Consider the following 22,528-nt stretch of genomic DNA (forward strand, 5'->3'; position numbering starts at 1 on the left):
ATGGTTCAGCAAATATAGATGGGAAGTACGAAGTGTTAAAATATTTTAGTTGAAGTGCTAAAATTTTGGTTTAAAGTGAATTAGGTAGGAATTTTAAACTGCTAAGGAGTTTTTGGTGTAGGAAACTAAAAAGCATAAAAAAAGGCGAACAAGCGTTCACCTTTTTTTGCCCCAAATCTACCATGAACTTAACCTACTTATGTTATGGTTCCACTAAAGTAGATGTAATTCAGGTGATTAAATTATTTATTAGATAAAGTGCATTTTTTTTAGTTAAAATGTATTTTATCTTAGATGAAATGAGATTTATCTATTTTTAGAGGTTATCTTTTAAGAAGTGCTTAATTAATAAGCACGTTCTTTATTCCCTTCGTAAAAATTAATAAAAGCTCTGTTTACTACTCGGTTACCTCCAACAGTTGGATAGTTTCCTGTAAAATACCAGTCTCCTAAATTCTTCGGACATGCTTCATGTAAATTCTCTACAGGTTGGAAGATGATTTTTACTTCAGCTTTAATGCTGTCCGGACTTAAAAGTTCAGCGATTTTATCAGAAATTTGTTCATCTGTAAACGGATCATAAATTTCCTTTACAAAATTTTGAACATACTTATCTGCTAATTCTGTTTGCTCGATACATTTATTGTAAACTTCTTCAACTATATGATACTGTCCATTTTCTTTTAGTAATTCTAAAGCCGCTCTAAATGCTACCAAGCTTTCTAAGTTGGCCATATCGATTCCGTAACAGTCTGGATATCTAATTTGTGGCGCAGACGATACAACAACAATACGTTTAGGTCCTAAGCGGTCTAACATTTTTAAGATACTTTTCTTAAGTGTTGTTCCGCGTACAATACTGTCGTCAATAATAACTAAGTTGTCCTCTGGCTTAATTACACCATAAGTAATGTCGTAAACGTGTGCTACTAAATCGTCACGGCTGCTATCTTCAGTAATAAAAGTTCTAAGTTTAGCATCCTTAATAGCGATTTTTTCAACGCGGATATGCTCTGATAAGATTTCTTTTATTTTTTCAGAAGAAAGCGAATGCTGTCCTTCTAATATTGCAGCAGTTTTTCTTTCATTTAAATAAATATCGGCAGAATCTACCATTCCATAGAAAGAAGTTTCAGCAGTATTTGGTATGAATGAAAATACCGTGTTTTTAATATCGTAGTTGATAGACTCAAGAACTTTAGGCATTACTAAATTACCTAATTTTTTACGCTCCTGATAGATTTCAGCATCACCACCTCTAGAGAAATAAATACGCTCAAAAGAACATGATTTTCTTTCTAATGGTTCTAAAATTTGTTTGAAACGAACTTCTCCAGATTTTTTAATGATGATAGCTTTTCCTGGATCTAATTCATGAACATCTTCAAATTTTACGTTGAAAGCTGTTTGAATTACAGGACGCTCTGAAGCGATAACTACAACTTCGTCATCCTGGTAATAATATGCCGGACGAATACCTGCTGGATCGCGTAATACGAACGCATCACCATGACCAATTAAACCGGCCATAGCGTAACCACCATCCCAGTTTTTAGCCGCTCTTTTTAAAATTTTAGAGACTTTTAGGCGCTCAGCAATTTGAGGTGAAGCATTCTTTTTACTGAATCCTTCTTTTTTAAGATCTTTATAAAGTTTAGCAACGGCGTCGTCTAAGAAATGACCAATTTTTTCCATAATAGTAATGGTGTCGGTATATTCTTTAGGGTGCTGACCTAGCTCAATTAAGTTTCCGAATAATTCTTTAACATTCGTCATGTTAAAGTTACCGGCCATAATTAAGTTTCTATGCATCCAGTTGTTCTGTCTTAAGAATGGGTGAACACTTTCTACGCTGTTTTTCCCGAATGTTCCGTAACGCACGTGCCCTAGCATAACCTCACCAATGTATGGAATGTTTTTTTTCTGTGCAGCAACGTCGTTTGCATATTCCGGATGAGCTGTAAGCTCGGTGTTGATACGATCGTTAATTTGAGCAAAAATATCCTGAATAGGTTGTTGTGCTACAGAACGAACACGGCTTATGTATCGCTCACCAGGCTTCATGTCTAGTTTAATACTTGCAAAACCAGCCCCGTCTTGACCACGGTTGTGCTGTTTTTCCATCATCAGATACATTTTGTTTACACCATAAAATGCACTTCCGTATTTTTCTTTGTAGTACTCTAGTGGTTTTAATAACCTAACCACGGCTATACCACATTCGTGTTTTAAAGCATCACTCATTTTAGATCTATTGTGTTTGTCGCTTTTGCGTAAATAATAACGTTTATAATTAAAAACGCGCTCAAATTCGAGCGCGCGGTTTTATGCTAATTCTATTTCAAATTGTGTTAACTGCTTAAACTGTAATAAGCGTTTATGGACTTCACCTTCGGTTAAATTCTGCATACGTTCGGTACCGAATTTTTCAACACAAAACGAGGCTAATGTTGAACCATAAATTACCGCATTCTTCATATTTTCGAATGATGTGTCTCCGGTTTTTGCAATATATCCTGCGAAACCTCCAGCAAATGTATCGCCGGCACCTGTTGGATCGAAAACTTCTTCCAATGGTAAAGCAGGAGCGTAGAATACATTATCGTTGTTAAACAATAAGGCACCGTGTTCTCCTTTTTTAATCACTACATATTTTGGTCCCATTTCATGAATTTTTCTAGCAGCAACTAAAAGAGAATATTCTCCAGTTAATTGTCTGGCTTCTTCATCGTTAATGGTGATTACATCAATTTTATTGATTACTTTATGTAAATCGTCTAAAGCACAGTCCATCCAGAAATTCATAGTATCAAGAATAACCAACTTAGGTTTTTCTTCCATTTGTTCTAAAACACTTAGTTGGACGATAGGATGAAGATTTCCTAACATAACCACTTCGGCATTTCTGTAATCTTGAGGAACTACTGGATTGAAGTCTGCTAATGTATTAAGTTCTGTTACTAACGTATCACGGCTATTCATGTCGTTGTGGTAACGACCGCTCCAGAAAAATGTTTTTCCTTCTTTAACGATTTCAATTCCTGAAATATCAATATTTTTATTTGATAATAGGTCTAAATATTCTTGAGGAAAATCGCCACCAACAACCGATACGGCTGCAGCGTCTACGTTAAAATGTGAAGCAGATAATCCAATAAAAGTGGCTGCACCACCAAGTATTTTGTCGGTTTTTCCGAACGGCGTTTCAATAGCATCAAAGGCTACTGTGCCAACAATAACTAACTTACCCATAGAGGTTTTTTAATTTTGGTGCAAATATACGTCTTTTAACTGCTAAAAACCGAATTTATTTTCGTCCAAAATCTGCAGGGATTTCACCCCAGGCTTTTGTTTCCCATTTTACTATGGTTGTCGTGTAGTTGTTGGTCTTTAGCCAGTTAAGAGCTCGGTCTACCAATTCAAAAAGATCTTTGTTTTTTTCGTTGCGCTCTAATTTTGTATTGCAGGTTTTCTTTTTAACCCAGCTTATGGCAGTCTTAGAATCAGTATAGATAATACGGTTGCTATTTTTCTTTTTTAGAAGCGCCAAACCGTGAACAATGGCTAAAAATTCACCTATATTGTTAGTGCCTTCCTGAAAGGGACCTTGAATAAAGAGTTGTTGTTTGGTTTTGGTATCGACACCACGATATTCCATAACACCCGGATTTCCGCTTGAAGCGGCATCAACCGAAATGGAATTGTAATTAGGTTGCCCTATTTTCTTTAATTGTTCGGGAGATAATGTGCTGCTAAACGATTTGTTTTTTCCGATAAAATCTTTGTAATTTCCGTTTAAAGCTTTTTTGGCGGCTTCAAAGGTTTCAAATGATTTATACTGAGCACCTTCGTAATTGGTTATTTGAGCTTTGCAATCGTTCCATGTTTCAAAAACACCAGTTTTATGTCCTTTCCAAATGGTATAGTATTTCTTCTTTTTTTTAGACATGGTTTATTGCGACTGTATACCTAATATATTGTAGGTGTTAGTTTTGCTCTGTTAATAGTTGCTCGACAACCTTAGGGAAATGTTCCATTTCAAGTTCATGAATTTTAGCAGCAACATCTTCGGCAGTATCCTTTGCGTCAACAACACATTTAGCTTGAAAAATAATAGCGCCTTCGTCGTAATTTTCATTAACGTAATGAATGGTGATTCCTGTTTCAGTTTCTTTGTTTTCAACAACAGCTTGGTGTACGTTCATGCCATACATGCCTTTACCACCAAATTTAGGTAATAGAGCCGGGTGAACATTAATGACCTTATTAGGGTATTCGTTTATTATTGCTTCCGGGAATTTCCATAAAAATCCAGCTAAGACAATTAAATCTGGTTTTGTGGCTTTCAATAGATTTAAAACGTCGTTTGTTTCTGTTAAAGCGACCTTGTTGAATGATAGCGCACTAACTTTTAATCGTTTCGCGCGATCTAGAACTTTTGCTTGCGGATTGTTTGTGAGTATTTGCACAACAGAAGCTATATCACTGTTGTTGAAATATGCAACTAAATTTTCGGCATTTGAACCACTTCCTGACGCAAAAATGACAATACGTTTCATTTACAGACCTATTGATGTTATGTTTTCTTCGGCAAAAAAAAGAATAATTATTAACAATTAGCGGGTTAAATTTAAATTCTTAAAAGGAATTTAGTAAATTAGAAACACTTTTTTAATGTTAAACGTGTGTTATAAAAATAAAGTTTTTTATTTTTGCCAACTAATTAAAACTTAAAATTAAAAGATTATGTCAGACATTGCATCAAGAGTAAAAGCGATTATCGTAGACAAATTAGGAGTTGATGAAAACGAAGTTGTAACTGAAGCAAGCTTCACTAACGATTTAGGAGCAGACTCTTTAGATACTGTAGAATTAATCATGGAGTTCGAAAAAGAATTCGACATCCAGATTCCAGACGACCAAGCAGAGAACATTGCAACTGTAGGTCAAGCTATATCATATATCGAAGAAGCAAAATAAGCCAAGTACTTTATGGAATTAAAGCGAGTTGTAGTCACAGGATTGGGCGCTTTAACACCAATTGGGAATACCAAAGATGAATATTGGGAAGGCCTAATTAGTGGTAAAAGTGGTGCTGCGCCTATAACATATTTTGATACCGAGAAGTTTAAAACCAAGTTTGCTTGTGAGTTGAAAAACTTTAAAGCAACAGACTTCATAGACCGTAAGCTAGCGAGTAGAATGGATAGGTTTACGCAATATGCTATGGTAGCTTCAGACGAAGCTATTGCAGATGCGAATTTAGACTTAGACAAAGTAAACAAACTACGTGTTGGGGTAATATGGGGTGCAGGTATTGGAGGTTTGGAGACTTTCCAAGACGAGGTATTGAACTATGCAAAAGGTGATGGTACGCCAAGATTCAATCCGTTCTTTATTCCTAAAATGATTGCAGATATTGCACCAGGAAATATATCCATTAAACATGGATTTATGGGGCCTAACTATACAACGGTTTCAGCCTGTGCTTCTTCGGCAAATGCTATGTTCGATGCGCTAAACTCTATTCGTTTAGGACATTGTGATGTAGTTGTTACAGGAGGAAGCGAAGCAGCAGTAACAATTGCAGGAATGGGAGGTTTCAATGCTATGCATGCCTTATCTACTAGAAACGAAAGCCCAGAAACAGCTTCTCGTCCGTTTGACGGAACAAGAGATGGTTTCGTATTGGGTGAAGGTGCAGGAGCACTTGTTCTAGAAGAATATGAGCACGCAAAAGCAAGAGGTGCGAAAATTTACGCAGAATTTATAGGTGGAGGTTTATCTTCTGATGCTTACCACATGACGGCACCACATCCAGATGGAAAAGGCGTAGTAGCCGTAATGAAAAATTGCTTAGAGAATGCAGGTTTAAATCCTGAAGACGTAGACCATATTAATACACATGGTACATCTACACCATTAGGAGATGTTGCAGAACTTAAAGCAATTTCAGAGGTGTTTGGCGATCACGCAAAACACATAAATATTAATTCAACCAAGTCAATGACCGGGCATTTATTAGGTGCTGCAGGTGCTATTGAAGCTATTTCGACTATTTTGGCTATGGAAAACGGAATTGTTCCGCCAACCATTAACCATACAACGGTAGACGAAAACATTGATCCTGAATTAAATTTAACTTTGAATAAGGCTCAAAAGCGAGACATTAAAGTGGCTATGAGTAATACATTTGGATTTGGCGGACATAACGCTTGTGTATTATTCAAGAAATTAGACTAAATCCCGAATGAGAAACATTCGTAACATATTAAATTCCCGTTTTAAACGCAACGGGAATTTTTTTATGCAAATACATAAGATTCTGGGATTTAAACCTAAAGAATTAAAATACTTCAAAAAGGCATTTACACACCGCTCGATGAATATTAAAGACAGTAAAGGAAACGCTGTTAATTATGAACGTTTGGAGTTTTTAGGAGATGCCATGTTAAGTGCTGTTATTGCTTCCCATCTTTATTTAGAAGTGCCAAGTGGAGACGAAGGCTACTTAACAAAAATGCGCTCTAAAGTAGTTAGTAGAGAGCATCTTAACGAACTGGGGAAGGAGTTGAAACTGATTAATTTGGTTGAAAGCAAAATTCCGCCGGGTCAGTTTGGAGAAAATATTCACGGAAATTTATTCGAAGCCTTAGTTGGTGCTATTTTTTTAGATCGCGGTTACGAATACTGTGAAAAATTTATCTACAATCGCATTATTATTCCTTATGTAGATATCGAACGCCTGGAAGGTAAAGTTATCAGTTATAAAAGTTTACTTATCGAATGGTGTCAAAAGGAGAAGAAAACATTCAACTATAATGTTTACGACGATACCGGAATTGACGAAGTAAAACACTTCTCGGTTAAGCTCTCAATAGACAATAAAGTCGTGGCAAAAGCCAGAGCTACTTCAAAGAAAAAAGCAGAGGAAAAAGCATCAAAGCGAGCGTTTTTTGTATTTCAGAATAAAATATCAAAAATGCTGTAAAACTTATCAAACAAAGCTATTAACTACAACGTTTTAGTTAAAATTCTTCTAAATATTAATATAAAGTTATAACAGTTGAATGTTATTAAGTATTATATTTACAACGTTTAATATAAGTTATGGCTATTCACAAACTTATTCTGGATGATGTTTTTGAAGAAGTATCACATACTTTAATTGCGATTCATTGTTCTATTGACGATTACCGTTTAGCTTATCTTTTAAACAAACATTTAGGAATTAGTCTGGCTCGAAAAGATGCAGATATTGATGTTAATATAGATCAGTCAGCCTATTCTGTATTTGAATGGAAAGATGAAAGACAGTTAACCACATGGAACTTGGTTTCCAATGCATGTAAAACTGAAATACATCAACCAGACATGGGTAAATCGTTGTTCGATTTACAGGAAAAGATAACAAGATTATCCTACTTAATACCGGAACACAAGGCAGTTAATTATTTTTTAAAAATAGATAACGAGTTTAGTACCAATAAGGAAAAATATATACTGCAAAGTATAAAGAGTATTCCTAAAGTAGCAACAGCCTTTAGTGTTGATATTAATAAATTGAAGTCAAAAGAAAATTTAATTTTTTAGCTAATGCCATTAAATAAAAAAACCAAAATAGTAGCAACCTTAGGTCCTGCTACAAGTACAAAAGAAGTTCTAAAAGGAATGCTTGAAGAAGGTGCAAATGTTTTTAGAATTAACTTTTCTCATGCCGATTATAATGATGTTGCCGAGCGCATAAGAATGATACGTGAACTGAATGATGAATTTGGTTTTTCTGCGGCGATTTTAGCCGATTTACAAGGTCCTAAACTTCGTGTTGGGGTCATGAAGGAAGAGGTTGTTGTTAATCCGGGTGATGAAATTGTTTTTGCAACAGGAGAACGTTTCGAAGGAACTAAGGAGCGTGTTTACATGACCTATGAAAGATTTCCTCAGGATGCAAAACCAGGGGAGCGTATTCTTTTAGATGACGGTAAATTAATCTTTGAAGTTGTTTCAACAGATGGAGATTCTGAAGTTAAAGCAAAAGTAATTCAGGGAGGTCCTTTAAAATCTAAAAAGGGTGTTAACCTTCCAAATACAAATATTTCTCAACCGGCGTTAACGGAAAAAGATATTGAAGATGCGATTTTCGCAATTAGTCAAGATGTTGACTGGATTGCATTATCATTTGTTCGTCATGCTGAAGACTTACAGCAATTACGAGATTTAATCGAAAAGCACAGCGAGCATAAAATTCCGATTGTAGCAAAAATAGAAAAGCCTGAAGCTGTTAAAAATATAGATGCTATTGTTGCTAACTGTGATGGTTTAATGGTTGCTCGTGGCGATCTTGGGGTAGAAGTGCCTGCAGAAGAAGTTCCGTTAATTCAAAAGCAATTGGTATTACGTGCTAAAAAAGCTAGAATCCCTGTAATCATTGCAACTCAGATGATGGAAACCATGATTAGTAGTTTGACACCAACTCGTGCTGAAGTAAACGACGTTGCAAACTCGGTTATGGATGGTGCCGATGCAGTGATGCTTTCAGGAGAAACTTCTGTTGGTCAGTATCCGGTACAGGTAATTAGACAAATGGCAAATATTCTTAAAAACGTTGAAGATTCACCATTAATTCAAGTGCCTCAATTACCTCCTCATGTACGCACAAAACGTTTCATTACTAAATCGATTTGTTATCATGCAGCATTAATGGCAAACGAGATTGATGCGAAAGCGATTTCTACTTTAACGAATAGTGGATATACGGCATTTCAGATTTCAGCTTGGAGACCATCTTGTCATATTTTAGTATTTACACCAAACAAACGCATCTTAACGCAGTTAAGTTTATTATGGGGAGTTAAGGCGTTTTATTATGATAGATTTGTGTCTACAGATGAAACTGTGGGTGATATTAACAGAATGGCTAGAGATCAAGGTTTCGTTAAGAAAGGAGATATGGTCGTGAGTTTAGCGTCTATGCCAATCGCCGAAAAAGGTATGGTAAATACACTTCGAGTAAGAGAGATTACTAAGTAAAAGTCCTAGAATAGAATATATAAATTAAGGCCACTTAAGAATTTAAGTGGCTTTTTTGTTAAGATTAAAATCCAAATTTTAACTGCACACTTACGCTTTTTTGTTCCGGTTCTTTTTTTGTTTCGGTGTTTAAATTGGATAAGGATATACCTAATAAGCGTACCGAATTTTTTAGTTTTTCCTGATAGAGTAAATCCTTTGCGGTATCTAGAATGAGGTGTTTGTCGGAAACAAAATAAGGCAACGTTTTACTTCTGGTTTGAAGAGAGAAATCACTGTATTTTATTTTTAGGGTTACTGTTTTTCCTGAAACATGACTTTTTGTAAGGCGTCGTGAAACTTCATCGGCGATGTGTTCCAGTTTTTCTAGCATAAACACCTCGCTGGAAAGATTTTCACTAAAGGTACGTTCGGCTGCTAAACTTTTTCTAATGCGATTTGGTTTTACTTCGCTAGTATGAATACCTCGAACTACATAGTAATAATAGGAACCGGATTTCCCGAAGTGTTCTTCCAAATATTCAATAGATTTTTGTTTTAAATCCATTCCTGTGAAAATACCTAACTGATACATTTTTTCAGCAGTAACTTTGCCAACACCATAAAATTTTCGAATATCGAGTTGTTCTAAAAATTCAATAACTTCTTCCGGATTTACGGTTTTTTGTCCGTTGGGCTTGTTATAATCGCTGGCTACTTTCGCTACAAATTTATTAATGGAAATACCTGCAGAAGCTGTCAATCCGATGTCATTAAAAATACGTTCGCGAATTTCTTTGGCAATTAGTGAGGCACTTGGGTTGCCTTTTTTGTTATGGGTAACATCTAAGTAAGCTTCGTCTAAAGACAAGGGTTCCACGAGGTCGGTATACTCCAAGAAAATCTTTCTAATCTTCTTTGAGATTTCAGTATAACGTTCAAAATTATGACGCACAAAAATCAAATCCGGACACAATTTAGCCGCCAATGTTCCAGACATGGCACTTTTCACACCAAATTTTCTAGCCTCATAACTAGCGGCACTAATAACACCACGTTTACCACCACCGCCAACTGCAATGGGTTTCCCTTTAAGCTCGGGATTGTCCATTTGCTCTACAGACGCATAAAAAGCATCCATATCCACATGAATAATTTTTCTTATGTTAGAGGTCGGTAGCATATTGTAAATTTATAATATCTTTATCAAAGCGAACGATTTTCATTAAAAACAATAATTTGAAAACAGCAATTATTTTAGGGGCCACCGGATTGGTTGGAGGACTGGTTTTACAGCTGCTTTTAGAAGATGACAGGTATAAAAAAGTTATTGTTTTTAGCCGACGAGCCTGCGGGGTAAAACACGCTAAGTTGGAGGAACATTTTGTTGATTTATTTAATCTTGAATCGAGTTCTAATCAATTTAAAGCCGATGTGGTGTTTTGTTGTGTTGGGACTACGAAGGCCAAAACACCAGATAAGGATATTTACACTAATATAGATTATGGCATTCCGGTTATGGCAGCGCAAATGTGTAAGCGCAATAACATCAATACGTTTATTGTGGTGTCGGCTTTAGGAGCCAATGTAAATAGCTCGGTGTTTTATTCCAGATTAAAAGGAGACATGGAGCATGATGTGTTGGATCAAAAGGTTGAAAACACCTTTTTGTTGCAGCCGTCATTAATTGCGGGAAACCGAGAAGAAAAGCGTTTGGGTGAGTCTTTAGCAAAATGGCTTATGCGAGTGATAAACCCTTTGTTGGTTGGTAAATTGAAAAAGTACCAATCTATAAAACCTGAGACAATCGCGCGAGCGATGGTGTGGCTGGATAATAATGTTTATAATGAAAAGCGTATTCCTTCAGATAAAATTAAAAGCATAGCTAATCTAAATGATAGAAATTGAACGTAAATTTTTAGTAAAGTCTACAGCTTTTAAAGCTGAAGCATATAAGCAAACGAGAATAGTTCAAGGATTTTTAAATACTGACAAAGCCAGAACGGTTCGTGTGCGTTTAAAGGGGGAACAAGGATTCATCACGGTGAAAGGTCCGTCGTCAAGCGATGGTCTTGAACGTTTTGAATGGGAAAGGGAAATTGCTAAAAATGAAGCAGAGGCCCTTTTAAAAATTTGCGAGGAAGGCGTTATCGATAAAACGCGTTATGAAGTAAAAGCCGGAAAGCATACGTTTGAAATCGATGAGTTTTACGGCGATAATGAAGGGCTTATTGTAGCCGAAGTAGAATTAGTAACTAAAGAAGATCAATTTATAAAACCCGAGTGGCTTGGAACAGAAGTCACCGGTGATGTAAAATATTATAATTCACAACTAAGTAAACACCCATTTAAACTATGGAAATAATAAAAAGAACAGTATCGGTTTTTGTATTGCTATTGGCTTTTGTTGCCTGTAAAAATGAGTCCAAAGAGACGGAAGTCATTTCTGAGTCTATAGAAGACGTAAAGGATACAATTGAAGTTGTTGAAAAACCTGTGGTTAAAACTATGCAACAAATTAAGGAAGAACTTAATACTAAAGGGTTTAAAACTTTTGATTATGTTGATGAAAAAACACAGGATACCATTTTAATGCAGCAGTACTTTATGGCCTTCTTAAAAAGCGGACCAATACGTTCGCAAAACGAAGAAGAAGCCGAATTACTGCAGGAAGCACACCTTAATTATTTAGGTAAAATGTATGAGTTAGGGTATGCAGATATTTCAGGACCTTTTGGAGATGATGGTGATATTCGAGGTATTACCATATACAATGTACCTACACAAAAAATGGCTGATAGTTTAGCCAATGCGGACCCAATGGTAAAAGCCGGACGTTTAATTGTTGAAATTCATCCGTGGTGGGCTGCTAAAGGATTTTCATTGAGGTAATTATTCGCCGTAAATTCCAATGTATAAGTCGCCGTTAGCATTCATAGTTGCTCTGTACATGCCAGCCGTATTGAATTCCATAGCAATATTACCGTGTTTGTCAACCCCAATAATACCGCCATCGCCACCTAAAGCCGGTACTTTATTTTGTATAACTTCTTTGGCAGCTTCTTCAATTGATAAGCCTTTATATTCCATAAGAGCAGAGATATCATGAGCAACCACCGAACGGATAAAAAATTCACCCCAACCGGTGCATGAAATAGCACAGGTATTATTGTTAGCATACGTTCCCGCACCAATAATTGGGGAGTCGCCAATGCGTCCCCAGCGTTTGTTAGTCATGCCTCCGGTGGAGGTTCCTGCTGCCAGATTACCGTTTTTATCGAGCGCAGCACAACCCACAGTTCCGAATTTAGAATCTTTAATAGTGTCATCATAAAAAGCAACCTGTTCAGAAGCTTTTACTTTTTGAAGGGAATTAAATCTGTTTTCTGTGTAGAAGTATGAAGTATCTACAATATGTAAATCTTGTTCGGTTGCAAATTGCTCCGCACCCTCTCCGGATAACATTACGTGGGGAGAATGTTCCATAATCGCTCGAGCTAAATCTATCGGATTTTTAACGGTTTTAGTTCCCGCTGATGCTCCGGCATTTAATGTTTTTCCATCCATAATGGAGGCATCGTGTTCGTTGGTTCCTGCGTTAGTAAAAACTGCTCCCTTTCCAGCGTTAAATAAAGGTGAGTCTTCTAAAACATTAATTGTTTTTTGTACGGCATCTAAACTACTGCCTCCGTTTTTTAAAATTTGATAACCAACTTTAATAGCTTCCTCCAGCTTTGCTTTATATAACGCTTCTTTTTCAGGTGTTATATTTTTTTTCAAAATGGTTCCGGCTCCACCGTGAATAACGATGGCGAAAGTTGGTTCCTTAGCTGTTAAGGCTTCAATACTTTTAGTTTCATTTTTACATGAAAGACAAATTATAAAAGAGCAAAAAGCTAAAATAAATCGAGACATGAGATATGGATTTTTGGTTGTTTTAAAGGTAGGTGTTTTTTATAAAATTTAGATTTCATATAAGTGCTTCATTCTAAACTTGATAATTGTCATATTTTACAGGGGTTGTTATTTGTATCTTGGAATCCTAAACAGATTTTTTTTTGAAAAATGAATAAGATATTAGACCCTATAAACCGCTTTATAAAGTCTTCAAACTCAGGAAGCTTTTTATTGTTGTTTACTACAGCTTTGGCATTAATTGTAGCGAACTCTCCTTGGAGTTCTATGTATCACGATTTATTAAAAAGTGAATTTACCTTTGGATTTGTACATGACGGATTTGAGTTAACCGAACCCTTTTATCTTTGGATTAACGATGGTTTAATGGCTATCTTCTTTTTTCACGTAGGGCTTGAAATTAAACGAGAAATATTAGACGGGGAGTTGTCGTCCATCAGAAAAGCATCATTGCCTGTAATAGCCGCTTTGGGAGGCGTTATTGTTCCTATTATAATATATATCACAATGATTTCAAATCCGGAATTGAAATCAGGTTGGGGGGTACCAATGGCGACCGATATTGCATTTTCACTTGGTGTTTTAAAGTTATTTGGTAAACGAGTACCCTTAGGATTAAAGGTCTTTTTAACGGCTTTTGCTATTGTAGACGATTTGGCGGCGGTTGTTGTTATTGGGGTGTTTTATGTCACCGACATCAATTTAATGCTTATTCTGTATTCGGCTGTTATTTTACTTTTCATGACAATTTTAGGAATGAAAAAATACTTCTCTAAATTTATTTTCTTCCCATTAAGTGTTGTTGTTTGGATTTTGTTTTTAAAATCGGGAATACATCCAACCATTGCAGGAGTATTGCTGGCGTTTACTATTCCGGCAACAAGAACCACAACTTTAGATGGTTTCTTTGAAAAAATTAAAGCGTCTTTAAAAAGATTTTCTGAAGAACGCGAGCATATTACAACACACCATATTTTAAAAGAAGAGCATGTTCATGCGGCTATCGATATTAGAATGGCTTCAGAAAGCATTAATTCACCATTGCAGAAAATAGAACATGATTTACACCCATGGATTGTCTTTTTTATCATGCCGGTATTTGCTTTTGCCAATGCTGGAGTGAGTCTAGCTAGTGATTCGGAGATTAATTTTGGTTTAGCTGTTCCGATAGCTATTGCATTGATTTTAGGTAAATTTATAGGTATAAGTTTGGCTTCCTGGTTGGCTGTTAAAGCCAAGATAGCATACTTACCTGTTGGGGTTGATTTCAAATATATTTTAGGAGCAGCTTTACTCGGAGGACTTGGTTTTACCATGTCTTTATTCATTGCCAATTTAGCATTTGCAGATGAAGTGTTGTTGAGTTCGGCTAAAGTCGGAATTTTAGGGGGTTCCCTCATTTCAGGTATTTTAGGCTATCTGGTTATTCGAAGTGTAGTTAATAAAAAGCATAAAGAAGAAAAAGAAGTTCCAGTGAAATCTTCTGAATATCTGTTCGAGAAAACCGTTATTTAATTGTTATATTCGTAAAGAATATTAAAATTAATAATAAATCGATAAAATATGCAGGCAGAAACTGTAAGTTTTGGTATAGATAAAGCTCTTGAAATTTTAGGGGTTAAAGATATAAATGAAGGAACATCAACAGGGTCGGATAATTTTGGTTCGGGAGATTTAATCGGAAGTTATTCTCCGGTTGATGGACAACTTATTGCTCAGGTAAAATCAACTACAAAAGCCGATTATGAACAGGTTTTAGAAACAGCGACAATGGTATTTAAAACCTGGCGATTAATGCCTGCACCGCAGCGTGGTGAAATAGTGCGTCAGTTTGGTGAAAAACTTCGCGAGAAGAAAGAAGCTCTGGGTAAGCTGGTTTCTTACGAAATGGGAAAATCTTATCAAGAGGGTCTTGGCGAAGTTCAAGAAATGATTGATATCTGCGATTTTGCTGTGGGACTATCGCGTCAGCTTCACGGTTTAACGATGCATTCAGAGCGTCCGGGGCATCGTATGTACGAACAATATCATCCGCTTGGTGTGGTAGGTATAATTTCGGCATTTAACTTTCCAGTAGCAGTATGGTCGTGGAATACGGCATTAGCGTGGATTTGTGGAGATGTATGTGTGTGGAAACCAAGTGACAAAACACCGCTTTGTGGTATTGCTTGCCAGAACATTGCAGCCGAAGTTTTTAAAGCGAATAATTTACCTGAAGGGATTTCATGTTTAGTAAATGGCGATTATCAGGTTGGGGAGTTTATTACTAAAGATAAACGCATACCTCTGGTTTCGGCAACCGGTTCTATTAGAATGGGTAAGATTGTTGCTCAGGAAGTTGCTGCACGTTTAGGAAAAAGTTTACTGGAATTGGGAGGTAATAATGCTATTATTGTAACTCCTGATGCCGATATAAAAATGACGGTTATTGGGGCTGTTTTTGGAGCTGTCGGAACAGCAGGACAGCGTTGTACCAGTACACGCCGTTTAATTATTCATGACAGTATTTACGATAAAGTAAAATCGGCTATTGTCGATGCCTATAAACAATTACGTATTGGTAATCCGCTGGATGAAAAAAATCATGTTGGACCATTAATCGATACCGATGCTGTTAAGAATTACCAAAATGCATTAGTTAAAGTTGTTCAAGAAGGTGGTAAGATAATTGTTGAAGGCGGTGTTTTATCAGGAGAAGGTTTTGAAAGTGGTTGTTATGTAAAACCGGCCATTGCAGAAGCACAACCTGAATTTAAAATCGTGCAACATGAAACTTTTGCACCAGTACTTTATCTTCTTAAATATTCAGGAGACGTTGAGAATGCCATTGAGATTCAAAATGGTGTGGTTCAAGGGTTATCCTCTGCAATTATGACCAATAATTTACGTGAAGCCGAACGCTTTTTATCTGTTGCAGGATCAGATTGCGGCATTGCTAATGTAAATATAGGAACTTCGGGAGCTGAAATTGGTGGTGCTTTTGGTGGAGAAAAAGAAACTGGCGGAGGACGTGAATCAGGCTCTGATGCCTGGAAAGTCTATATGCGCCGTCAAACCAATACCATTAATTATACCACAGAATTACCTTTAGCTCAAGGTATAAAATTCGATTTGTAATTGCAGAAAACTAAAAGACCTTGTTTCAGTTTGAGCAAGCTCGATTAGAAACAAGGTCATATCTTAAAAAGATTAATAGCAGTTCAAATATAATGAATTTTCCTATATGGTGTGAATATTTTATATTAAATTAAAATTAAGAAACTTTTTATCAACTATATTTTACTTTTCTTAAAATTCTGATGGTTTCTTTATAAAGTTGGTATAGCGATTCACTATAAATTCTTAAATAAGGTTTTGCTTCGTTAAGTTTATCGATGGCATCGTGAAATGAATTAAAGTAGCATATTAAGTAGGTAACCGGTAAATTTTTTAAATCGGCTTCTTCATTTGGGGTAAACGAAAGCCCTTTCTTTAGCTTCTCTAAAATAGTGTTGTTGGTATTGTAAATATGATATAGTACCTTTTTATCGTATTGTGGTGGCTCGAAAAGTAATTTGGTATCAATGTTATAACTGGCGTTATTTTCAAATTGAATAATTGTTTCTTCAAGTTGGTAATACTTGTTTGCGTTTTGAAATCCAAGATTTACATATTCAACAATTTTAAAAGAATCGTCGTTTATGGTTATGGCAACTTCATCTAAAGCTGAAAAAAACAGTAGTACCTGTTCGTTGATGAGTTTGATATCTACTCGAGAGTAAAAAGTTTCATCTTTTACAACTTTCTTCTGCCCTGACCAACAGACTACAAAATACTCCTTAAAAACTTTATACTGTGGATTGTAATCTTTATGAAGATTCATAAAGTCGAAAACGCCGTTTAAGGTGTGTTCAATATTGTTTTGTGCATTGTTTTCAATGGCTTCAACAATTTTAGAGTTGATATCCTTTATTTCAATATCAAACACTTTAGGCATACTCATACTGCCATCTCTAAAGAAAACAGATCCTCCGTAATATTTCCAGATATTTTTTCGGAGTGAGGTTATTTTTCCTGTAGGACGTATGGTAACCAATCCAACAACTTTGTCGTCGGGTAAATGTGGAAACGAGATGTTTTCATACTGCACAATTGGCGGATTGGTTAAATACGCATTAATCAGGTTTTGAATTTTACTATCGTCAAAAAAGTCGACACCAACAATCTGGTTGTCGTGATCTTCGACGCCAATTAGAATATACGAATTGTTTTTAGGATTACTATTTGATAGCGCACAAACATGTTTTAAAAACTTTGCCTTACCTTCTTTAAAACTAATATCAACCTTGCGCTTTTTGTCGTAAAAGCTGTTTTCATCATTGTGGGCTAATAAATGTTTTATAAGCAGGCGTTTGTTAATCATAAATTATAATTCTTTTTTCACGGTAGTACTATTGGCTTGCGCTGTTGGAAATACCAGTAAATCGGCAATATTAACATGGTTGGGACGCGATACTACAAAATAGATAATTTCTGCAATATCTTCGGCTTGCAAAGCTTTGAATCCTTTATATACATCTTTGGCTTTTTCATCGCCTTTAAAACGGACTTGTGAAAATTCAGTCTCAACCAATCCCGGATTTACAGCACTGACTTTTATGCCAAACGGATTTAAATCAATGCGCATGCCTTCAGTTACTGCTAATACAGCATGTTTACTGGCACAGTATACATTGCCCTTTGGGTATACTTCTTTTCCTGCCGATGAACCAATATTAATAATATGCCCAGATTGACGCTCGGTCATTTGGGGAATAATGGCTTTACTAACATAAAGCAGTCCTTTTACATTTATGTCCATCATGGCATCCCAATCGTCGATACTGCCGTCTTGAATAGGGTCTAATCCATGAGCGTTTCCTGCATTATTTATTAAAATATCGATGGTTTTAAAATCTTCGGGCAGATTTTCAAGGGCTTTAAACGTTTCGGTTTTGTTACTTACATCAAAGTTTAAAATGTGAACTTTGGTTAATGTGTTTAATTCCTTCTGTAGCATTTCCAGACGCTCTAAACGTCTGCCGCATAACACCAATTTAATACCGTGTTTAGCAAATTCGTATGCCGTTGCTTTTCCAATTCCGCTTGTTGCTCCGGTTATTAAGGCTGTTTTTGTCATCAGTAATTTTAGTAATAAAATTTAAAGGTCAAGTATTTTACAGTTCATATCAATTTATCTGCAATTCATATATAAAAGTACTTAAAAACAAGTTTAAATGGGTAAATTGATTCTCCGAATTTTAAAAATGAAAAAGAAATTAAACTTTATTTTATTGATAGCCTTTACCGCTTTTATAGTGATTTTGCATTCAGTAAATAGAGGTTGTATATAGTCCGTATTCTATTTTGCTGCGTATATATACAATAGTTAATCTAAAAAAAATTACCCTATGAAAACTTTAAAACAGCTAAAATTTATTTTACCACTGTTATTATTAACTTTCGTTTTCGGTTGTAAAGACTCTGATTCTGATGGAGTAAGCGCCGAAGCACCAAAAATTTCAGTTAGACTTGTTGATGCCCCTGGCGATTATGCTGCCGTAAATGTAAACATCGTTGATGTGATGATTAAAATGAACGATAACAGCGATAGTGAAAGTGGATGGATGTCTCTTGAAGCTAACGGCGGAATGGTTAATTTATTAGACTTTACAGGAGGTTTTAGTAAAGTATTGGTTGATCAATTCCAGATTCCAGCCGGAACCTTAAGCCAAATGCGTTTAGTGTTAGGTGATGGAAACAATATCGATATTGCCATAGACGAAGAAGGAAACGTGGAGAATCATCCATTGAAGACCCCTAGCGATCAACAATCAGGTTTAAAAATGAAAATTGACGCGGTTTTAGAAGAAGGATTCACTTACGATTACGTATTAGATTTCGATGTTGAGAAATCTATTGTAATGGCTGGAAATTCAGATAATATTATTTTAAAGCCAGTAATTTACGCAAGTGCAGAGGTAAATTCTGGAATTATTGAAGGTACTGTAGAACCAATGGAAGCACTTCCTGCGATGGTTTCGGTATTAGTTGACGATATGGGAACAGAGGAGACTGAAGATGATTTTGTTATTTCTGCTTATACAGACGAGAATGGTGGTTTTGCTTTATGGGGAGTTCCTGCAGGAACCTATGAAGTGATAGCTACTCCAGAAAATGAATCATCAGATTATGGAAGTGCAAGTGCTATGGATGTCGTTGTTGTAAATGGAGAAATTACTACTATAGCAGAGCCTATTGTTTTAGCATTAAAACCGGGTTCTGTATCTGGTACGGTTTCAGGTTTGGCAGAGGGCATTAATGCTTCAGCCTCAATTCTTGTTGACGATATGGGAGATGAAGATGCATCTAACGATGTTGTTATTTCGGTTGAGACAGTTGAAGGCACTTTCCTTTTAGAAGATGTGCCTGCGGGAACTTATACATTAATAGTTTCTGCTGAAGGTTATGATGATGTAACTATTGAAGTAACAGTTAATCCGGGTGCAGATACTGCAGTTGGTGAAGTTGCTTTAACAGCTTCTGCATAATAATTAATAAAATCCTTAAAATTTTAAAAGCAATGCAATTCGCATTGCTTTTTTTTGTTTTAACCTATTATTAACTTCTTAAAATATTTATTTTAACCAATTGTTAACAGGCTTCGAAGAAAAAAATTAACAATTTGCATTGCTCGAATAAGCGTATTATATTCGGCTTTTAAAAATTCTAATAATGATGGAAGATACAGGTACAATTGATATTAAGACAATTAACGAAAAAATTGAAAAAGAAAGTGCTTTTGTAGACTTACTAATGCTTGAGATGAATAAGGTTATCGTAGGGCAAAAGTACATGGTTGAAAGATTGCTTATCGGATTACTTGGTCAAGGGCATATTTTATTAGAGGGGGTTCCGGGTCTGGCAAAAACCTTAGCTATTAATACCTTGTCGCAAGCGGTTCACGGTAGTTTTAGCCGTATCCAGTTTACACCAGATTTATTACCTGCCGATGTTACAGGAACTTTAATCTATAACATGAAGGTCAATGATTTCTCTATCAAAAAAGGACCTATTTTTGCAAACTTCGTCTTAGCTGATGAGATTAACAGAGCGCCTGCAAAAGTTCAGGCGGCGTTACTTGAGGCGATGCAGGAAAAGCAGGTAACTATTGGAGATGATACCTTTCCGTTAGATAGACCATTCCTAGTAATGGCAACACAAAACCCGGTAGAGCAAGAAGGAACCTATCCGTTACCGGAAGCTCAGGTAGACCGTTTTATGTTAAAAACCGTTATCGACTACCCTAAAATAGCAGAAGAGCAGTTAATTATGCGCGCGAATTTAAAAGGGGCTTGGGAGAAAGTAAATCCTGTAGTATCTATTGAGCAGATTTTAAATGCACAAAAAGCGGTGCGTGAGGTTTATATGGATGAGAAAATCGAGAAGTACATTCTTGATATCATTTTTGCAACACGTTACCCTGAAAAATATAAACTTGCCGATTTAAAACCATTAATATCATTCGGAGCATCACCACGTGGTAGTATTAACTTAGCAACAGCTGCTAAATGTTACGCCTTTATTAAACGTCGTGGATATGTGATTCCAGAAGATGTGCGTGCTGTGGTTTACGATGTGTTAAGACACAGAATAGGTATTACTTACGAAGCTGAGGCAGAAAATGTAACTTCAGTAGACATCATCAATAAGATTGTAAACGAAATCGAAGTGCCATAATTGTCATTCCTGCGAAGGCAGAAATCTTATTAATATTTGTTAGGAATTTAATCAGATAGATTCCGCATCAAGTGCGGAATGACAAATTAAAAAATGGACAAAAAATAATTCACATTGAATAATCATAGAAATATAAAAGTTTCGGATGCTTTAAGAAAAGGAAAAAGGGTATTGATACGACCTATATATATGCTTTTTTTGGTTTTCTTTTTTTTAGTTCCAGGAATCTTGATGTATGTTTTTAGAGAGAACAAAAATAGTCTTGTTCTTATTTTAGGTTCGATTTTTAGTTTTGTTTTAGGTATAATATTACCTTTTTTATGGTGGGGAATAAATGTGGTGAAGTATAAAATTTGGGCAGCAAATAACGTAAAGGATATACATAGGTTTTATGAAGAGGCTCAAGTTAAAAACTTGATTGATGAGAGGTTGTTTTTTAAACGGATTGAAATTAAAACCTCGAGGCAAGAAAAAGATTTATTAAGGTTTTATGAGAGATTAGGTTCTGAAAGAATTTTGGTGAGGGATATTGATAATTCAATTAAAAAGAATACAGTTTTTAAAAGTTCTTTTCAATGGAATATTTTAATCTATCTAATATTAATGTTAGGGGCATTATATATGTACCAAACATCACATATTAATTATAATGGATTGTTGATTTTTGAAGCGATATTTGCGTTCTTGATTTGTTTGGATATTTATAAGACTTTAAAGTATAAATATGTTCTTAAAATTGATGATAAGTTTATTTCTTACAAGGATGGAAAAGTTGTTATAGATTGGAAGGATGTAATTGGATATTCTGCCATTCCAAGAATTAATAATATACCGTCGAAGTTAATCATTAGTACGATTTCAGGAAATCAAGAGTTAACCTTCGAAAGTTTTGGAAAAATTAAAATGGATGAAATAATTGATGTTTTAAATGAAAATAAACATCGATTTGAAATAAATCATTCTTTAGTTAGATGAGTACGACAAAAGATTTACTAAAAAAAGTACGAAAAATAGAGATTAAGACACGTCGTTTGTCTGATCATATCTTCGGAGGAGAATACCATTCTACCTTTAAAGGGCGTGGTATGACGTTTAGTGAAGTACGTCAGTATCATTTTGGTGACGATGTCCGTAATATCGATTGGAACGTTACTGCACGTTATAACGAACCCTTTGTAAAAGTGTTTGAAGAAGAACGCGAACTCACCATGATGCTTATGGTTGATGTATCGGGTTCAGAAATGTTTGGTACCGATCAGCAATTTAAAAATGAAGTGGTTACCGAAATTGCTGCAACGTTGGCCTTTTCGGCAACACAGAATAACGATAAAATCGGATTAATCTTATTTTCCGATAAGGTCGAGCTTTATATTCCGCCTAAAAAAGGACGTTCGCATGTTCTTCGTATTATTCGTGAGTTAATTGAATTTGAACCGGAAAGCAAACAAACCAATTTAGCAGAAGCTTTAAAGTTTATGCAAAACGTCATGAAGAAAAAGGCAATTGTGTTTGTGTTGTCTGACTTTATTGCAGACGATTATCATCATACCATGAAGATTGTCGCAGGCAAGCACGATGTAACCGGAATTCGCATATACGATAAGCGTGAGGAAGAGATTCCAAACTTAGGCGTTGTGCAAATGCAGGATGAGGAAACGGGGGAATATATGTTGGTAAATACATCGTCTAAAAAAGTACGTTTAAACTACGCGAAGTACTATCAGGAAAAAGTAAATTATTATAAAGAAAGCTTTAACAAGGCTGGAGCAGGTACTATAGATTGTCGTGTTGATGAGAGCTATGTTAAAAAAATGTTGGGCTATTTTAAACGAAGAGGATAAACCAT

At 35.7% G+C, this 22,528-nt stretch carries 22 protein-coding genes; 14 read left to right on the forward strand and 8 right to left on the reverse strand.

The window, feature by feature from the left end:
• Nucleotides 1–345: 345 nt before the first annotated feature.
• The 4 genes from R1X58_RS06765 to purN all read right to left on the reverse strand — a co-directional run bounded on the left by R1X58_RS06765 (nt 346) and on the right by purN (nt 4,559).
• Entirely contained in the window at nt 346–2,244 is a 1,899-nt protein-coding gene (locus R1X58_RS06765) for an amidophosphoribosyltransferase (RefSeq protein ID WP_240572593.1), read from the reverse strand.
• Nucleotides 2,245–2,325: 81 nt separating this feature from the next.
• A complete protein-coding gene (locus R1X58_RS06770) occupies nt 2,326–3,252 on the reverse strand; it encodes a PfkB family carbohydrate kinase (RefSeq protein ID WP_240572594.1) in 927 nt (308 codons plus the stop codon).
• A 55-nt stretch (nt 3,253–3,307) separates the two neighbouring features.
• A complete protein-coding gene (locus tag R1X58_RS06775; RefSeq protein WP_240572595.1) occupies nt 3,308–3,949 on the reverse strand; it encodes a ribonuclease H1 domain-containing protein in 642 nt (213 codons plus the stop codon).
• Nucleotides 3,950–3,986: 37 nt separating this feature from the next.
• Nucleotides 3,987–4,559 (reverse strand): phosphoribosylglycinamide formyltransferase, encoded by a 573-nt coding sequence (gene purN, locus R1X58_RS06780; protein WP_240572596.1) that lies wholly within the window; start codon nt 4,557–4,559, stop codon nt 3,987–3,989.
• A gap of 187 nt (nt 4,560–4,746) precedes the next feature.
• Between purN and R1X58_RS06785 the strand changes: the two genes are divergently transcribed.
• The 5 genes from R1X58_RS06785 to pyk all read left to right on the forward strand — a co-directional run bounded on the left by R1X58_RS06785 (nt 4,747) and on the right by pyk (nt 9,030).
• Entirely contained in the window at nt 4,747–4,980 is a 234-nt protein-coding gene (locus tag R1X58_RS06785) for an acyl carrier protein (protein WP_008269813.1), read from the forward strand.
• Nucleotides 4,981–4,992: 12 nt separating this feature from the next.
• A complete protein-coding gene (gene fabF / locus R1X58_RS06790; protein WP_240572597.1) occupies nt 4,993–6,243 on the forward strand; it encodes a beta-ketoacyl-ACP synthase II in 1,251 nt (416 codons plus the stop codon).
• Nucleotides 6,244–6,250: 7 nt separating this feature from the next.
• On the forward strand, nt 6,251–6,991 hold the full coding sequence (rnc, locus tag R1X58_RS06795; protein ID WP_240572598.1) for a ribonuclease III: 741 nt from the start codon (nt 6,251–6,253) through the stop codon (nt 6,989–6,991).
• 119 nt (nt 6,992–7,110) lie between these two features.
• On the forward strand, nt 7,111–7,593 hold the full coding sequence (locus tag R1X58_RS06800) for an IPExxxVDY family protein (protein WP_240572599.1): 483 nt from the start codon (nt 7,111–7,113) through the stop codon (nt 7,591–7,593).
• A gap of 3 nt (nt 7,594–7,596) precedes the next feature.
• Nucleotides 7,597–9,030, forward strand: a complete 1,434-nt coding sequence (pyk, locus tag R1X58_RS06805; protein WP_240572600.1) for a pyruvate kinase — start codon at nt 7,597–7,599, stop codon at nt 9,028–9,030.
• Nucleotides 9,031–9,094: 64 nt separating this feature from the next.
• Here pyk and dinB read toward each other — a convergent pair whose 3' ends face one another.
• Nucleotides 9,095–10,192, reverse strand: coding sequence for a DNA polymerase IV (gene dinB, locus R1X58_RS06810; protein ID WP_240572601.1), 1,098 nt, complete (start codon nt 10,190–10,192; stop codon nt 9,095–9,097).
• 56 nt (nt 10,193–10,248) lie between these two features.
• Between dinB and R1X58_RS06815 the strand changes: the two genes are divergently transcribed.
• Genes R1X58_RS06815 through R1X58_RS06825 form a run of 3 tightly spaced genes read left to right on the forward strand, consistent with a single transcriptional unit; the run spans nt 10,249 to nt 11,901 of the window.
• Nucleotides 10,249–10,917: an NAD(P)H-binding protein gene (locus tag R1X58_RS06815; protein WP_240572602.1), complete on the forward strand. Its 669-nt coding sequence runs from the start codon at nt 10,249–10,251 to the stop codon at nt 10,915–10,917.
• Complete coding sequence (locus tag R1X58_RS06820) at nt 10,904–11,374, forward strand: CYTH domain-containing protein (RefSeq protein WP_240572603.1); 471 nt, start codon at nt 10,904–10,906, stop codon at nt 11,372–11,374. Before R1X58_RS06815 ends, R1X58_RS06820 begins: the two co-directional genes overlap by 14 nt.
• A complete protein-coding gene (locus tag R1X58_RS06825; RefSeq protein ID WP_240572604.1) occupies nt 11,365–11,901 on the forward strand; it encodes a YciI family protein in 537 nt (178 codons plus the stop codon). The genes R1X58_RS06820 and R1X58_RS06825 overlap by 10 nt, the downstream gene beginning before the upstream one ends.
• On the opposite strand, the gene R1X58_RS06830 is transcribed toward R1X58_RS06825, so the two are convergent.
• Entirely contained in the window at nt 11,902–12,924 is a 1,023-nt protein-coding gene (locus R1X58_RS06830; protein ID WP_240572605.1) for an isoaspartyl peptidase/L-asparaginase family protein, read from the reverse strand. It abuts the gene before it with no gap.
• 150 nt (nt 12,925–13,074) lie between these two features.
• Between R1X58_RS06830 and nhaA the strand changes: the two genes are divergently transcribed.
• On the forward strand, nt 13,075–14,439 hold the full coding sequence (nhaA, locus tag R1X58_RS06835; RefSeq protein WP_240572606.1) for a Na+/H+ antiporter NhaA: 1,365 nt from the start codon (nt 13,075–13,077) through the stop codon (nt 14,437–14,439).
• Between the two features lie 48 nt (nt 14,440–14,487).
• On the forward strand, nt 14,488–16,041 hold the full coding sequence (gene amaB, locus R1X58_RS06840) for an L-piperidine-6-carboxylate dehydrogenase (RefSeq protein WP_240572607.1): 1,554 nt from the start codon (nt 14,488–14,490) through the stop codon (nt 16,039–16,041).
• A 151-nt stretch (nt 16,042–16,192) separates the two neighbouring features.
• Here amaB and R1X58_RS06845 read toward each other — a convergent pair whose 3' ends face one another.
• Together R1X58_RS06845 and R1X58_RS06850 are read right to left on the reverse strand one after the other, a co-directional pair.
• Nucleotides 16,193–17,326: an ATP-binding protein gene (locus R1X58_RS06845; RefSeq protein WP_240572608.1), complete on the reverse strand. Its 1,134-nt coding sequence runs from the start codon at nt 17,324–17,326 to the stop codon at nt 16,193–16,195.
• Between the two features lie 3 nt (nt 17,327–17,329).
• Complete coding sequence (locus tag R1X58_RS06850) at nt 17,330–18,082, reverse strand: SDR family NAD(P)-dependent oxidoreductase (protein ID WP_240572609.1); 753 nt, start codon at nt 18,080–18,082, stop codon at nt 17,330–17,332.
• 271 nt (nt 18,083–18,353) lie between these two features.
• On the opposite strand from R1X58_RS06850, the gene R1X58_RS06855 reads away from it, so the two are divergent.
• From R1X58_RS06855 to R1X58_RS06870, 4 genes are all read left to right on the forward strand, one after another.
• Nucleotides 18,354–19,493 carry a DUF4382 domain-containing protein gene (locus R1X58_RS06855; RefSeq protein WP_240572610.1) on the forward strand — a complete coding sequence of 380 codons (1,140 nt, stop codon included), beginning with the start codon at nt 18,354–18,356 and terminating at the stop codon, nt 19,491–19,493.
• A 187-nt stretch (nt 19,494–19,680) separates the two neighbouring features.
• Entirely contained in the window at nt 19,681–20,682 is a 1,002-nt protein-coding gene (locus tag R1X58_RS06860; RefSeq protein ID WP_368734525.1) for an AAA family ATPase, read from the forward strand.
• Between the two features lie 114 nt (nt 20,683–20,796).
• On the forward strand, nt 20,797–21,657 hold the full coding sequence (locus R1X58_RS06865) for a hypothetical protein (protein WP_240572612.1): 861 nt from the start codon (nt 20,797–20,799) through the stop codon (nt 21,655–21,657).
• Nucleotides 21,654–22,523, forward strand: a complete 870-nt coding sequence (locus R1X58_RS06870) for a DUF58 domain-containing protein (protein ID WP_240572613.1) — start codon at nt 21,654–21,656, stop codon at nt 22,521–22,523. The genes R1X58_RS06865 and R1X58_RS06870 overlap by 4 nt, the downstream gene beginning before the upstream one ends.
• Nucleotides 22,524–22,528 lie beyond the last annotated feature (5 nt).

Source organism: Aestuariibaculum lutulentum (genome assembly GCF_032926325.1).
Lineage (GTDB): Bacteria > Bacteroidota > Bacteroidia > Flavobacteriales > Flavobacteriaceae > Aestuariibaculum > Aestuariibaculum lutulentum.

Coding starts and splice junctions, on each gene's coding strand:
- R1X58_RS06765 (WP_240572593.1), bottom strand. CDS start 2,244: ATGAGTGATGCTTTAAAACACGAATGTGGTATAGCCGTGGTTAGGTTA.
- R1X58_RS06770 (WP_240572594.1), bottom strand. CDS start 3,252: ATGGGTAAGTTAGTTATTGTTGGCACAGTAGCCTTTGATGCTATTGAA.
- R1X58_RS06775 (WP_240572595.1), bottom strand. CDS start 3,949: ATGTCTAAAAAAAAGAAGAAATACTATACCATTTGGAAAGGACATAAA.
- purN (WP_240572596.1), bottom strand. CDS start 4,559: ATGAAACGTATTGTCATTTTTGCGTCAGGAAGTGGTTCAAATGCCGAA.
- R1X58_RS06785 (WP_008269813.1), top strand. CDS start 4,747: ATGTCAGACATTGCATCAAGAGTAAAAGCGATTATCGTAGACAAATTA.
- fabF (WP_240572597.1), top strand. CDS start 4,993: ATGGAATTAAAGCGAGTTGTAGTCACAGGATTGGGCGCTTTAACACCA.
- rnc (WP_240572598.1), top strand. CDS start 6,251: ATGAGAAACATTCGTAACATATTAAATTCCCGTTTTAAACGCAACGGG.
- R1X58_RS06800 (WP_240572599.1), top strand. CDS start 7,111: ATGGCTATTCACAAACTTATTCTGGATGATGTTTTTGAAGAAGTATCA.
- pyk (WP_240572600.1), top strand. CDS start 7,597: ATGCCATTAAATAAAAAAACCAAAATAGTAGCAACCTTAGGTCCTGCT.
- dinB (WP_240572601.1), bottom strand. CDS start 10,192: ATGCTACCGACCTCTAACATAAGAAAAATTATTCATGTGGATATGGAT.
- R1X58_RS06820 (WP_240572603.1), top strand. CDS start 10,904: ATGATAGAAATTGAACGTAAATTTTTAGTAAAGTCTACAGCTTTTAAA.
- R1X58_RS06825 (WP_240572604.1), top strand. CDS start 11,365: ATGGAAATAATAAAAAGAACAGTATCGGTTTTTGTATTGCTATTGGCT.
- R1X58_RS06830 (WP_240572605.1), bottom strand. CDS start 12,924: ATGTCTCGATTTATTTTAGCTTTTTGCTCTTTTATAATTTGTCTTTCA.
- nhaA (WP_240572606.1), top strand. CDS start 13,075: ATGAATAAGATATTAGACCCTATAAACCGCTTTATAAAGTCTTCAAAC.
- amaB (WP_240572607.1), top strand. CDS start 14,488: ATGCAGGCAGAAACTGTAAGTTTTGGTATAGATAAAGCTCTTGAAATT.
- R1X58_RS06845 (WP_240572608.1), bottom strand. CDS start 17,326: ATGATTAACAAACGCCTGCTTATAAAACATTTATTAGCCCACAATGAT.
- R1X58_RS06850 (WP_240572609.1), bottom strand. CDS start 18,082: ATGACAAAAACAGCCTTAATAACCGGAGCAACAAGCGGAATTGGAAAA.
- R1X58_RS06855 (WP_240572610.1), top strand. CDS start 18,354: ATGAAAACTTTAAAACAGCTAAAATTTATTTTACCACTGTTATTATTA.
- R1X58_RS06860 (WP_368734525.1), top strand. CDS start 19,681: ATGGAAGATACAGGTACAATTGATATTAAGACAATTAACGAAAAAATT.
- R1X58_RS06870 (WP_240572613.1), top strand. CDS start 21,654: ATGAGTACGACAAAAGATTTACTAAAAAAAGTACGAAAAATAGAGATT.